This is a genomic window from Flavobacterium sediminis (genome assembly GCF_003148385.1).
Classification (GTDB): Bacteria; Bacteroidota; Bacteroidia; order Flavobacteriales; family Flavobacteriaceae; genus Flavobacterium; species Flavobacterium sediminis.
In genome coordinates, this window is the sequence record NZ_CP029463.1 from 2,388,088 (window position 1) to 2,400,897 (window position 12,810).

General features: G+C 35.2%; 14 protein-coding genes. 6 read left to right on the forward strand and 8 right to left on the reverse strand.

From position 1 onward, the window contains the following. Positions 1 to 3 precede the first annotated feature (3 nt). Entirely contained in the window at positions 4 to 885 is an 882-nt protein-coding gene (locus DI487_RS10980; protein WP_109569685.1) for a rhomboid family protein, read from the forward strand. Then, positions 886 to 1,917 carry an endonuclease/exonuclease/phosphatase family protein gene (locus tag DI487_RS10985; protein WP_109569686.1) on the forward strand — a complete coding sequence of 344 codons (1,032 nt, stop codon included), beginning with the start codon at positions 886 to 888 and terminating at the stop codon, positions 1,915 to 1,917. A gap of 1 nt (position 1,918) precedes the next feature. Here the strand turns inward: DI487_RS10985 and DI487_RS10990 are convergent, their stop codons facing one another. The 8 genes from DI487_RS10990 to DI487_RS11025 all read right to left on the reverse strand — a co-directional run bounded on the left by DI487_RS10990 (position 1,919) and on the right by DI487_RS11025 (position 8,886). Continuing rightward, positions 1,919 to 2,530 carry a WbqC family protein gene (locus tag DI487_RS10990; protein ID WP_109569687.1) on the reverse strand — a complete coding sequence of 204 codons (612 nt, stop codon included), beginning with the start codon at positions 2,528 to 2,530 and terminating at the stop codon, positions 1,919 to 1,921. A 76-nt stretch (positions 2,531 to 2,606) separates the two neighbouring features. Further along, a complete protein-coding gene (gene lepB / locus DI487_RS10995) occupies positions 2,607 to 4,160 on the reverse strand; it encodes a signal peptidase I (RefSeq protein WP_109569688.1) in 1,554 nt (517 codons plus the stop codon). A gap of 34 nt (positions 4,161 to 4,194) precedes the next feature. Further along, positions 4,195 to 4,899, reverse strand: a complete 705-nt coding sequence (dapB, locus tag DI487_RS11000; RefSeq protein ID WP_109569689.1) for a 4-hydroxy-tetrahydrodipicolinate reductase — start codon at positions 4,897 to 4,899, stop codon at positions 4,195 to 4,197. A gap of 45 nt (positions 4,900 to 4,944) precedes the next feature. Next, positions 4,945 to 5,505: a DUF5683 domain-containing protein gene (locus tag DI487_RS11005; protein ID WP_109569690.1), complete on the reverse strand. Its 561-nt coding sequence runs from the start codon at positions 5,503 to 5,505 to the stop codon at positions 4,945 to 4,947. After that, entirely contained in the window at positions 5,505 to 6,401 is an 897-nt protein-coding gene (locus DI487_RS11010; RefSeq protein ID WP_109569691.1) for a ParB/RepB/Spo0J family partition protein, read from the reverse strand. The genes DI487_RS11005 and DI487_RS11010 overlap by 1 nt, the downstream gene beginning before the upstream one ends. A 4-nt stretch (positions 6,402 to 6,405) precedes the next feature. After that, positions 6,406 to 7,170 (reverse strand): ParA family protein, encoded by a 765-nt coding sequence (locus tag DI487_RS11015; RefSeq protein WP_109569692.1) that lies wholly within the window; start codon positions 7,168 to 7,170, stop codon positions 6,406 to 6,408. 162 nt (positions 7,171 to 7,332) lie between these two features. Continuing rightward, on the reverse strand, positions 7,333 to 8,148 hold the full coding sequence (locus tag DI487_RS11020) for a formylglycine-generating enzyme family protein (RefSeq protein WP_109569693.1): 816 nt from the start codon (positions 8,146 to 8,148) through the stop codon (positions 7,333 to 7,335). Between the two features lie 135 nt (positions 8,149 to 8,283). Beyond that, a complete protein-coding gene (locus tag DI487_RS11025; protein ID WP_109569694.1) occupies positions 8,284 to 8,886 on the reverse strand; it encodes a PAS domain-containing protein in 603 nt (200 codons plus the stop codon). A 202-nt stretch (positions 8,887 to 9,088) separates the two neighbouring features. Between DI487_RS11025 and DI487_RS11030 the strand changes: the two genes are divergently transcribed. The 4 genes from DI487_RS11030 (at position 9,089) to DI487_RS11045 (ending at position 12,620) form a co-directional block, all read left to right on the forward strand. Beyond that, positions 9,089 to 9,649 carry a hypothetical protein gene (locus DI487_RS11030; RefSeq protein WP_245896357.1) on the forward strand — a complete coding sequence of 187 codons (561 nt, stop codon included), beginning with the start codon at positions 9,089 to 9,091 and terminating at the stop codon, positions 9,647 to 9,649. 352 nt (positions 9,650 to 10,001) lie between these two features. After that, positions 10,002 to 11,393, forward strand: a complete 1,392-nt coding sequence (locus DI487_RS11035; protein ID WP_109569695.1) for an RtcB family protein — start codon at positions 10,002 to 10,004, stop codon at positions 11,391 to 11,393. 11 nt (positions 11,394 to 11,404) lie between these two features. Beyond that, positions 11,405 to 12,097, forward strand: a complete 693-nt coding sequence (gene prfH, locus DI487_RS11040) for a peptide chain release factor H (RefSeq protein ID WP_109570665.1) — start codon at positions 11,405 to 11,407, stop codon at positions 12,095 to 12,097. Beyond that, on the forward strand, positions 12,081 to 12,620 hold the full coding sequence (locus DI487_RS11045; protein ID WP_109569696.1) for a tetratricopeptide repeat protein: 540 nt from the start codon (positions 12,081 to 12,083) through the stop codon (positions 12,618 to 12,620). The genes prfH and DI487_RS11045 overlap by 17 nt, the downstream gene beginning before the upstream one ends. Positions 12,621 to 12,810 lie beyond the last annotated feature (190 nt).

The following is a 12,810-nucleotide window of genomic DNA, read 5'->3' on the forward strand; positions in this document are numbered from 1 at the left end:
TACATGTCAATACTGGAAGATTTAAAATTGCAATACAAGATCGGAGGTGTAGCTCAAAAGCTAATCTTTTGGAACATTGGTATTTTTGTAGTAACAGCATTATTACAATTGCTTTATATTACAGAGGTATGGAGTTTTGACTGTTATGATTTAGTTGCCTTACATTCTGATTTGTCTTATTTTATTAAAACACCTTGGACGATTTTTACCTATATGTTCGTTCACGCCGGATTTTTGCATTTATTGTTCAATATGTTGGTGTTGCATTTTACCGGAAGGATCTTTACCACTTTTTTTACCCAACGCCAACTTTTAGGGGTTTTTATTCTCGGAGGATTATTTTCCGGATTTGTTTTTTTGTTGTCTTATGCACTTTTAGGAGCTTCTTCTATAGTAGTTGGGGCAAGTGGTGCTATTATGGCTGTTATGTTAGCAACGGCTACGTATGCACCTGAAATGCAGGTTCGTTTGCTGTTGATCGGTAATGTTAAGTTGATCTGGATCGCAATAGTGATTCTGTTCTTAGATTTGATACAGTTGCCGGTAAGTAATACAGGAGGACATTTAGCGCATTTAGGAGGCGCTTTATTTGGTTATATTTATATAAAAAGTTTGAAAGGAGGAGTCGATTTATCGAAAGGAATTTCTAAAATTCAGGATTTTTTTGAAAATTTGTCTACCCCTAAAAAGAAAACTCCGTTTAAAACAGTATATAAAAATACAACGACTAATAAAAGTACAGCAAACAGAAGTTCATCAACAACTGATAAAGATAAAAGTGTAGAACAAAAGAAAATTGATGAGATTCTGGATAAGATCAGTCAATCAGGTTACGATAGTCTGACTAAGGAGGAAAAAGATTTTTTATTTAAGGTAGGCAAGTAAATGCAAAAGGAATCAGTCATTACTAAAATTGCGTTTTTTTTCAATAAGGTTTTGGCTTTAGCGACTTTTCTTGCTTATATCTTACCTTTTCTCACTCCGAAATTATTTCCTTTTCTAAGCGTTTTAACGTTGTTAATGCCTTTGTTTCTGATTCTTAACTTTGCTTTTTTTACAGTTTGGATCCTGCAACTTAAGCGAAAAGCTGTCCTGTCGGGAATTGTACTACTGATCGGTTTCACATTCATCAATAAATTTTACAAGTTTTCAGAAACTGATTTGCCGGAGTCTCCGTCAGACTTTAAGCTGATGAGTTATAATGTTCGTTTGTTTAATTTATACGAGTGGTTGCCGGTAAAAGATATTCCAGAACAAATTACGGATGTTATTCAGGATTATAATCCCGATATTTTGTGTTTACAAGAATATTCTCCGAATAGTAAAGTAAGGCTGCGAAACTTTCCGTATCGTTACGTTAAGGTATACGGAGAAAGAAATAAATACGGACAGGCTATTTTTTCTAAATATGAAATAATCAATAGCGGAGAAATTGATTTTCCTAATACGAGTAACAATGTTATTTATACTGATTTAGTCCGTCAGAAAGATACCATTCGTGTTTACAGCATGCACCTGCAATCGATTAAGATCAGTACTGATATTCACGAAAAATTTGATGAAAATAAATCGAAATTTATTTTTAAACGAATTAGTCAGGCTTTTAGCGAACAACAATTACAAGCTGAGATCATTCGTGAGCATTTTGCTCAATGTCCTTACTCCAAGATCATTTGTGGCGATATGAACAATAGCGCTTTTTCGTATGTTTACCGAACGATTAAAGGCGAAATGAAAGACGCCTTTGAAGAAGCCGGGACGGGTTTCGGGAAATCGTATAATTTTGATTTCTATCCGGCTCGTATCGATTATGTTCTGACTGATAAAGATTTTACTATTAAAACCTATAGAACGGATACAAAGGTTAAGCTAAGCGACCATTTTCCGGTGTATACCAGAATTAGCTTAGAGAAATAATTTATAATTTTTGCTTCAATAAATATTCATTAGCATGCCGACCTTCGTTAAATAAAAGATCCAGAATACTTAAATTCGGAATAAAATTGTGTTTTTCATCAAAAACCTGAGTGTAAGCTTCGTTAATGAAAGTATCTTTTTTGCCGTTTGCCAAGTAGCGAAAATCAGTTTGGGCAGTGACTTCGTGAAAATATTCTTCTGTTCTGGAATAAGGCAGATCGATTCCTAAACAGTCATTCAGTATCTCAAAAATCTCCAGATTAAGATCCAGCATAAAAGAATGTTGCTTTTCAAAAACAGGTCGAAGATCATCTTCAAAGTACTCAAAGAACGGAGAAGTTCTGTAAGCAGCTTCTAAGGATTTAAAGTGATTTTTCTGCCAGTCGAAGGCATTCTCAATTTTTACATCTTTAAACTTCTGATGTTTGTCTTTTGAATGTTTTACAGGAATATTAAGCATTTGCAGTCCGTTTGGACTGTAAATGTACATTCGGTTCCTATTGGTTTGTTTTTGAAAATTGTCTTCTGTCTCAAAAACGATATTCTCCGCTTGAGCCATAGCTACATAGTGACTAATAGAAGGGAAATATGTCGGGTGTAATAAAATATCCATAGGTGTTATTATTCTTTTAAACTTAAAAGTTCAAAGTAGTGTACTTTGAACTTTTAGGTTATATATTATTTCTTTCTTATGCATTCGCTTTCTTTTTCTTCTTTTTATAGAAGTATTCCCCTAGAAAATAAAGGGCTAACAAAATTAAGAAATATTTGAAATAAGATTGTGGTTGCCCCTCTCCGGAAACAGTAGTAAATAATCTGTCCCAACGGATTTTCCAGTTTTTGATTCCATTATTAATACCATCAATACTCATCCAGATGAAGATAGGTTTTCCTACAATATGATCTTCCGGAACATATCCCCAATAACGGGAATCTTCAGAATTATGTCTATTGTCTCCCATCATCCAATAATAATTTTGTTTAAATGTATAGGAATGGGTAGGAGTGCCGTTGATTTTGATCTCATTACCATTGGTTTCAAGAGTGTTGTGCTCATAATCAGTAATAATTCTTTTATAAAAAGGTAGCGTATAACTATTGAGTTCAACGGTAACACCGGCTTTAGGAATATAAATAGGTCCCAGATTGTCTACATTCCAGTTTTGAGTGTGAGGGAAAATAGCTTTTTCAACAGCATGTGAAACCATTTTTACGACACCTTTGATTCCGGGAACATTTTTAATTCTGTTAACGCTCTCGTCGGTTAGCGCAGAGAACATAACAGTATCCTGAGCCGTTTGATAAGCTGCATCGGTGATGTTTAATTCTTTTAAAATGTATTCAAAATTCGGGGGTGAATTTTTATCAAAAGCAACTTTATAAGAATATTGAGGTTTTGCTCTTTCAGGAAGTTGTAATTTGTTCCCGTCAATATAAACATAACCGTCTTTTAAACTCAACGTGTCGCCTGGTAAGCCAACACATCTTTTGACATAGTTCGATTTTTTATCAATCGGTTTATCAGCTCTTCTTCCGGAACGATCAAAAAATTTATAAACAGTATCTACCGGCCAGTTAAAAACAACAATATCATTGCGTTGTATTTTTTGAAAACCGGGCAATCTGAAATAAGGAAGTTGTGGCCACTTGATATAAGATTTAGTTTTCAGAATGGGTAAAGTATCGTGAACCATAGGAGCCGCAACTGTTGTCATAGGAGTTCTGGCGCCATAGTGAAATTTACTCACAAAAAGGAAATCTCCTACTAATAGTGATTTCTCTAAAGAGGAAGTAGGTATTGTATAAGGCTGAATGAAATAGGTGTGTACAAAAGTAGCTACAATGATAGCAAAAGCCAGTGAGCCAACGGTATCCATAGCTTTCGTAGGAGCTTTTAATTCACGGGCAGGGTGATAAGTAACATTTTGTGTATAATTGACAAAGGCAATGTAAAAGCCAAGTGTAAAAATACCTAACAGCATGTCCGGTGTTGTTTTCTTGCCGAAAGTTCGCAATGTTTCAATCCAAATAATGGGAAACATAAACAGATTAATGATCGGAATGAAAAGTAGCAACGTCCACCAAGTAGGGCGGTTGATGATTTTCATCAGAACAATGGCATTGTAAACAGGAACAAAGGCTTCCCAAGCTTTTCTTTGGGCTGCTGTGTATAGTTTCCAAGTTCCTAATCCGTGAATCACTTGGACAATTAGTATGAATAAAATCCAACCTGATAATTCCATATTTATTTTATTTATGCGTTAATTCGTTTGTTTTTTACTTAAGTCCTAAAACATCTTTCATTGTAAAGACTCCTTTTTTACCAACGAGCCACTCGGCAGCAATAACAGAACCTAAAGCAAAACCTTCACGGCTATAAGCTGTGTGTTTGATTTCAATCTGATCTACTTTGCTGTCATAAAAAATACTGTGTGTACCGGGAACATTTTCAATGCGTTTGGCATCAATGGGTATCTGATTTTCCTGAGCATCTTTTTCCAAAGTCCAACTTGTATAAGCAGAATTTTCAATAATTCCTTTTGCTAATGATATGGCTGTTCCGCTTGGGGCATCTAATTTTTGAGTATGGTGAATTTCTTCCATACTTACGTTATATTCTTTTAAGTTAGCCATCATTTTGGCTAAATAGTCATTCAGTTCAAAAAAGATATTTACCCCTAAGCTAAAGTTTGATCCGTATATAAAACTACCGTTCTTAGCTTTACATAGAGCGACCATTTCATTATATTTTTCCAGCCAGCCGGTGGTTCCGCTTACAACAGGTATGTTATGCTCTAAGCAAGCTGTAATGTTTTCTACAGCACTGGAAGGAACGCTGAAATCAATAGCAACATCAGCATTTGCAAGACCTTCAAATGTATCCTGACTTCTTTTCTTCAAAACAATTTCATGCCCGCGCTCTATGGCAATTCCTTCAATTACCTTACCCATTTTCCCGTATCCTAAAAGTGCTATTTTCATGATGTAGTTAGTAGTGTTTAACGTATTTTGTTACCTAATGAAATGTTAAAAGTTAAAAGTGAGTTTTACACCGGTGTTGAATTTATAATCAATTTGGTTTTGATGTATATCCGGAGCCAATGATAGATTGTCGTTGACATTAAATTGCATTAAGTGAGCGTCTACATTGGCATCAACAATGTTTAAAATGTAAATACCGGCTGTTATTAATGCTGATAAATCGCGATTTCGTTGGTGGAATTTCTGAGCTCTGATCAATCGATCATCATCTAAGCCTGCATAAATTGGGTGGTTAGGATCAGAAGTTCCGTCTAACCTTCGCTTGTATTCGTCCCTGTATTCGTGATATTTATTGTTATTCCAAGTGTAAAAATAAATACCGGCAGCTAATCCTCCGTATACTAAAGGCAGTTTCCAGTATTTTTTATTATAGATTTGCCCCAATCCGGGAACGACAGCTGAATAGAAAGCCGCCTTAGAAGGAGACAACGGATTAATGGTTTCCTGAACAGTATCTTTTGTTACTATGCTAACTTCTTCCTGAGCGTTACTATCGATACTCCAAAGAAAGATAAAAACGAATATTAATGTAAGCCTTAAATTCACTAACTATGGATGAGTTTCAAAATTCGATTAAAATCTTCTTCAGAATGAAAAGGGATCGTGATTTTTCCTTTTCCGTTTGTAGCAGCTTTAACATCTACTTTAGTGCCGAAGAAATCTGTAAAAACCTTTTTGTCGGTGTCTTTAACTTCAAAGCTACCTGAGTTTGCTTTAGCAGTTTTAGGTTTTAAGCTCTCGTGATATTTTTTTACTAAAGCCTCAGTTTCACGAACAGACAGGTTTTGTGTAACTACTTTATGGTAAATATCACTTTGCACATCAGTATCATCAATATTGATTAAAGCTCTACCGTGACCCATGGAAATAAAACCGTCTCTCATTCCGGTTTGAATGATCGGGTCTAATTTTAACAGGCGAAGATAATTAGTAATCGTTGAACGTTTTTTACCTACACGTTCACTCAATTCCTCCTGCGTAAGGCTGATCTCATCAATTAATCGTTGATAAGAGATCGCTATTTCAATAGGGTCTAAGTCATGACGTTGAATGTTTTCAACCAGTGCCATTACTAAAGATTCATTGTCATTAGCAAGGCGAATGTAAGCAGGTACAGTTGTTAATCCTGCTAATTTAGAAGCGCGTAATCTTCGTTCCCCAGAAATAAGTTGGTATTTATTGAAATCCAGTTTACGAACAGTAATAGGCTGAATTACTCCCAATTCTTTAATTGAAGTAGCTAATTCTTTTAAGGTTTCTTCATTAAAGTTACTTCTGGGTTGAAAAGGGTTTATTTCAATTGCATCTAATTCAAGCTCAATAATATTACCTACAACTTTATCTGCTCCGGCATCTTCAGCAGATTTGATATCATTTGCCGGATCCTTTAATAAAGCTGACAATCCTCTTCCTAAAGCTTGCTTTTTTACTGCTTTCGCCATTCTCTTATTTGTTTTTCTTGATAATTTCTTCTGCTAAGTTAATATAATTGCTGGCACCTTTACTAGTTGCGTCATAATTGATGATACTTTCTCCGTAACTCGGTGCTTCGCTCAATTTAATGTTTCGTTGAATGATCGTGTCAAATACCATATTGTTAAAGTGTTTCTGTACTTCTTCAACAACTTGATTAGAAAGCCTTAATCTGGAATCATACATTGTTAGTAGTAAACCTTCGATATCTAATTCAGGATTGTGTATCTTTTGTACGCTTTTAATCGTGTTTAGTAATTTACCCAGCCCCTCAAGAGCAAAGTACTCGCACTGAATAGGGATCACAACACTATCAGCAGCGGTTAGAGCATTAAGGGTTAAAAGTCCGAGTGACGGAGCACAATCAATAATAATATAATCGTATTTGTCTTTTACACTTTCCAATGCTGTCTTAAGCATGTACTCACGATTTTCTTTATCTACTAATTCGATCTCAATAGCAACCAGATCAATATGAGCCGGAATGACAGAGACATTCGGAGAAGTACAGCCTATCGTAGCTTCATCAGGGGTGTTGCTGTGTTCTAAGATCTGATATGTGCCTATTTCTATATTTTCAACATCAATACCTAAGCCGGAACTAGCATTAGCCTGCGGATCAGCATCAATTAATAACACCTTTTTTTCTAACACGCCTAAGGCAGCTGCAAGGTTAACAGAAGTAGTTGTTTTGCCAACTCCTCCTTTTTGATTGGCAATTGCTATGATTTTACCCATTTGATGATTAAAATTTTTGAGTGGTAAAAATACAATTATTTATTGTTTTTTCAACTCAAATTTGTTAACAATAGAACTTTTGTTACAAGTTATGAAAATCCTTTAATGGGTGTATGGGTCTTAAGATTTTTTTATAAAAAAAGAGAAACAAAATGTTTCTCTTTAATTGATGGTTCTTGCTAATCTGAAGCCGTAAAATTCAGAGGATAGAAAAGGTTTGTCTTTTAAACGATTGGCACATCTTAAAGAATACAATCGACTGTCCCAGCTTCCGCCTCTCAGGCATCTTTCAGTACCTCGTTCCGGACCTATAGGGTTATTGCCGCTTTCAGTTAAGTAGAAATCTTTGTTATACCAATCCCAACACCATTCCCAAACATTTCCGCTCATGTCGTAAATGCCTAGTTCATTAGCTAATTTAGTGCCTACTTGGTGAATTTTATTATTGCTGTTGTTTTTGTACCACGATACAATATCAGCTTTGTTGCTTCCTGAATATTTAAAATTTTTAGTTTCGTTTCCGCCTTTAGCAGCAAATTCCCATTCTGCTTCAGTAGGTAAGCGGTATCCGTTTGATGAAAAATCACAAACGTATTGGTTGTTAACTCTTTTATAGGCAGGTTTGAATCCGTTCTTTTTGCTTAACCAGTTGCAATAGTTGATTGCGTCAATCCATGAGATTTCTCGTATAGGAGCGTTTTTAGATAGGTAATCGATTTTAGGGAATTTTAATTTGTTGTCTCTAACATATAAGCTCCATTCGTAGATAGTTACTTCGTATTTTCCGATTTCAAAATCTTTAACCGTAACTTCATGAGCTAATTGTTCGTCTGTTTCAATGTATGGGTTTTCTTTAGTTCCCATCATAAAGGTTCCTCCTTTTACAGTAACCATTTCCGGTTTGTATTGTGCTTGTAGAGTGTTAAGGAAGGAAAATAAGATGATAAGTAATAGAGCAAATTTGTAATTTTTATTCATTCTTAGGTTAGTTTAAGGGTTATTTACGGCGACGAAATTATAAGAAGTTTTAAAAAGATAATATGATATTTGTTAGGTTTTTAAAAAATAAAAGCGTCTCAAATAGACGCTTTTAGGGTGTGTTTTTATAAAAAATTATCTACCGAAAAGTTTTCCGAAAAATCCTTTTTCTTCTTTTTCTTCAACGATTGGCTGAGGATTGTTTGTTTTTTCATAATCAGCAAGTAATTTAAGAACGTATTCGTCATAAGACTTACCTTCTTCTTCTAAGAACCCTGTTAAATATTTTTCACAAGATTCAACACCACTTGCTTCTTCGATTTGAAGTAACTTTTTGTAAAGCGGTTCAATACTTTTGCTAACTACATCGTCCGGAACAGCTGTTCTTCTACCGATATAATTTATGATTTCTCCGTTTTGATCTTCTACAACTTCATAATCTGTGATTACCCAGTAATACCTTCCTGATTTAGCTAAATTCTTTACAATAGCATGGAAGTTATTTCCTTTTTTCAAATTATCCCATAAAACTTTAAAGATAACTTTAGGCATGTCAGGATGTCTGATGATATTGTGAGGCTTACCTACTAGTTCGTAATCTTCATAACCCGAAACGTCTACGAATGCATCATTTGCATATTCGATAGTTCCGAATTTATCAGTTTTACTCATTAAAATCTTTGATTTGTCCCATACTACTTCCTTATCAATAGGTGTAGGTCTTTGAATTTCTTCCATCTTCGAGATTTGGTTAAATAATAATTTTCGTTTAGTTGTTATTTGTTTACAAAAATAATGATATTTGTCATATTTTTTTATGGAAAAATCATTTTTTTTTGCATTAAGCCTTGCTTTGTTTTTTTTAACGTAAAAAATATTGAATTTTTAATTTGCCTTTTAACTTTTTGTTAAATACGTTATTTTTAAGTGCTTTTAATAGATGAAAATCATTTTGTTGACTCCAATGGATATAGAGAAGCAAAAAGTCCAACAGGCTTTTGCTCAATTTTCTACTTTAAAAAACGACTACAACGTTGTAATTTCCGGAATTGGTCGGGAAAATACAGCTAAAGCTTTGATGAATTTACCGGAACATGATCTTTGTGTTTTATTAGGTTTCGGAGCAGTTATCGGTCAGGAAAATGTATTGCCGAAGCAGCTGAGATTAGGAAAACCAGTTGAGATTACGGCTTGTTCGTTGTACGGTTATCAAGGAGAACTTTTTGAGAACGGGAGATTAATCGTTGAAAGTGCCAGAACTAATTTACCTTGTCTTACTTCTCTGACTTCCGATAAGTTTGTAAAGACGACTCATCTTACAACCGGAACAATTGTCAATATGGAAGATTATACGTTTATGTTTTTAAAGAAACCACAGGATTTTATCATTCGTATTGTTTCCGATTTTTTACCGCATGCTACTGAAATTGATTTTTTTAAAGAAGTAGAACAGATCAGTTTTTATGAAGCTATAAAAGCCATTGAAGAAGTTGATTTTTAGGTACCAGTTTTTAATTGAGGTAAAAAATATTTGGAAAATTGAAAAATAAATACAAATCTTTGCACAGAAAATAAGTATTAATCTATAAAAACGAAGAAAAATGTTTGTACTACAATTAACATCTTTAAGTTACGGATCAGTTGGAACTGATGTGACTTTTCTTCGTGGCCTTTCTGATATTTAGACTAAAAGAACTCAAAATATGAAAAAGCCCGAAGACAATTAGTTTCGGGCTTTTTTGTATTCTAGACTCTCCAAAATTTCCCCGGAACATTTTATCAAAATCCTGTCAGGACAAATTTGCTATGGCATGTTTTGTCACGAAAGGAATGAATCAATTCAATTTTTTATCATGGGAAATAAATTATCAGGAAGAGACCTAATCAAATTGGGTTTTCCTAAAAATAATACAATCAATATAGCTTTAGGGCAAATTAACAGATATCGCAAAAAAGAAAAAAAGGAAAGTATTTTATCCGAAGCTAAAGAAGTGCTTTTATATCCTGAAAAGTTCAAAAACCACGGAACTTGGGGCAAATTAGCTGAAGGTTTGGTTAATCCGGTTCAGGTCAAATTACAACAATTGCGAAACAGTAGAGTGCCATTCTCTATTTTCGGAGAAAATGAAATAGAAGAGCAAGCTAAGTTTCAGTTGTACGATGCTCTTAAACTTCCGATTGCCGTTCAGGGAGCTTTAATGCCTGACGCACATTCCGGTTACGGATTGCCGATCGGTGGTGTTTTGGCAACCGATAATGCTGTCATTCCGTATGGAGTAGGAGTGGATATCGGCTGTCGAATGAGCTTGTCGGTTTTTGACTTGCCGGCTTCTTTTATAAAAGGAAAAGAAGAACAGTTAAAAGCAATTTTATCCGATCACACCAAATTCGGTATGTCAGAAACACATAAGGTTAAAGCCGATCATGAAGTGTTTTATCGCGAAGAGTTCAAGAACATTCCGGTTGTAAAACAATTATTGGATAAAGCCTATAAACAGTTGGGAACTTCCGGTGGAGGAAATCACTTTGTGGAGTTTGGTGTAGTCAATTTACAGGAAACTTTACCGGAGTGGAAGTTAGAAGCAGGGGAATATCTGGCGGTTTTGTCACACAGTGGTTCTAGAGGTTTCGGAGCTAATATTGCGAAGCATTACACCTATTTGGCTACAAAGCAATGTCCGTTACCTAAGAATGTACAACATTTAGCGTGGCTCGATCTGAATACACATGATGGGCAGGAGTATTGGATGGCAATGAATTTAGCCGGTGATTATGCCAAAGCTTGTCACGAAGACATTCACCGCCGAATAGCCAAAGCACTGGGAAAACGTATTGCTTTAACCATAGAAAACCATCACAATTTTGCTTGGAAAGAGCAAGTAAACGGCAAAGAATGTATTGTGCATCGCAAGGGAGCGACTCCGGCAGCACAAGGCGAACTCGGTATTATTCCGGGTTCTATGACAGCACCGGGATTTATTGTGATGGGAAAAGGAAATCCGGAAGCTTTGAATTCGGCTTCGCATGGTGCCGGACGATTACTTTCCAGAGGAAAATGTAAAGTAACATTTACGCAAGGCCAAATTAAAAAGGAACTGAAAGAACACAACGTTTCCTTAATTGGCGGTAGTGTTGATGAAGCGCCAATGGCGTATAAAAATATCCATACCGTAATGGAACTGCAAAAGGAGTTAGTAAGCGTTTTGGGAACATTTACGCCCAAAATTGTACGAATGGATAAATAATGAAAAGTAAAATGGACAAGATTATACAAATTACATCGGGCAGAGGTCCGGCAGAGTGCGACTGGGTAGTGGCACAAGTATTAAAAAAAGTGCTCGAAGAAGCACCAGTTTATAAAATTTCTGCAACGGTACTGCATCGCGAAGCAGGACAAGAAAATGGAACAGTAGTTTCGGCTATTGTTGCCTTGCAAGGTAAAGAGGTAGCAACTTTTACGGCTTCTTGGTTGGGAACCATTCAATGGATTGGCAAAAGTACCTTTCGGAAGTTCCACAAACGCAAGAATTGGTTTATCGGGATTTTTGAAATTGAACCGCAAAAAGCATTTCGGTTTTCAGAAAAAGAGATTCAATACCAAGTTATGCGAAGTTCGGGTGCAGGCGGTCAACATGTTAATAAAGTGAGTTCGGCTGTAAGAGCGATCCATATTCCGACAGGAATTTCGACTGTTAGTATGGATTCACGTTCGCAGCATCAAAACAAAAAAGTAGCAACCGAGCGTTTGATACAAAAATTACAGGAAGCCGAAAAAGAGCAGTACCAGAATCAGTTTCAACAAGTCTGGATGAATCAAATGCAAATTGAGCGAGGAAATCCCATCCGAACCTTTGAAGGAACTGATTTTAAGAAAGAGAAAAAAGAAAATAAAAACAAAAAAGAACGCCAAAACGGCAAAAAACAGATCAGAGATGCAATCAATAGATAAATATGTAGTTCAGGCATTGGATAATTATCCGTATTATTTGGAAGAATCCTTGGAATCTTTAGGTTATGCTTTGGCTTATGATGATAAAAATGTCGTGGCTTTATGCTTGTACGGGCGTTTTTATGCGGAACAGTTGCAAGATTATGAAGCTGCCAAGGAATATTATAGTGAAGCGTTGGCTATCGATATCAATGCTGTAATGGTATATCCGTATTATGCCGAAACCTTGTTTTGGAACGATGATTTAGACGAAGCCTTGAAATTAATCGACTTTTCTTTGACGGTTAAAGGTATTGATAAAGTAATAATGTTGTTGAAGAAAGTTAAGGTTTTGGAAAAACAACAACAATGGAAAATAGCTTTACAATTGGTAAAAGAAGCTAAATTGTTAGATTTCTCAAACTATTCTTCAGAAATTGAAGAAACCGAAAAACGGATCAAATCTAAGAGAGATTTGCTAAAAGGAAAGAAAAAGAAGAAATCTAAGAAAGTGAAGTCTAAGAAGAAGAAAAGCAATCGTTAAGGTTGCTTTTTTATGTCTATATGTCAGTATTGTCAGTGTTTAATTTAATTAGTGTTAATAGTTTTTTTAGATTAAATACTAAAATAATCGACAAGCTACGAAAACATGACAAGGGTATTGTATTTTTTTTAAAAAAATATTTGTAATCTTTTTTGGCATAATTTATGACAAAAAAGAAAGAGTCCAAGAA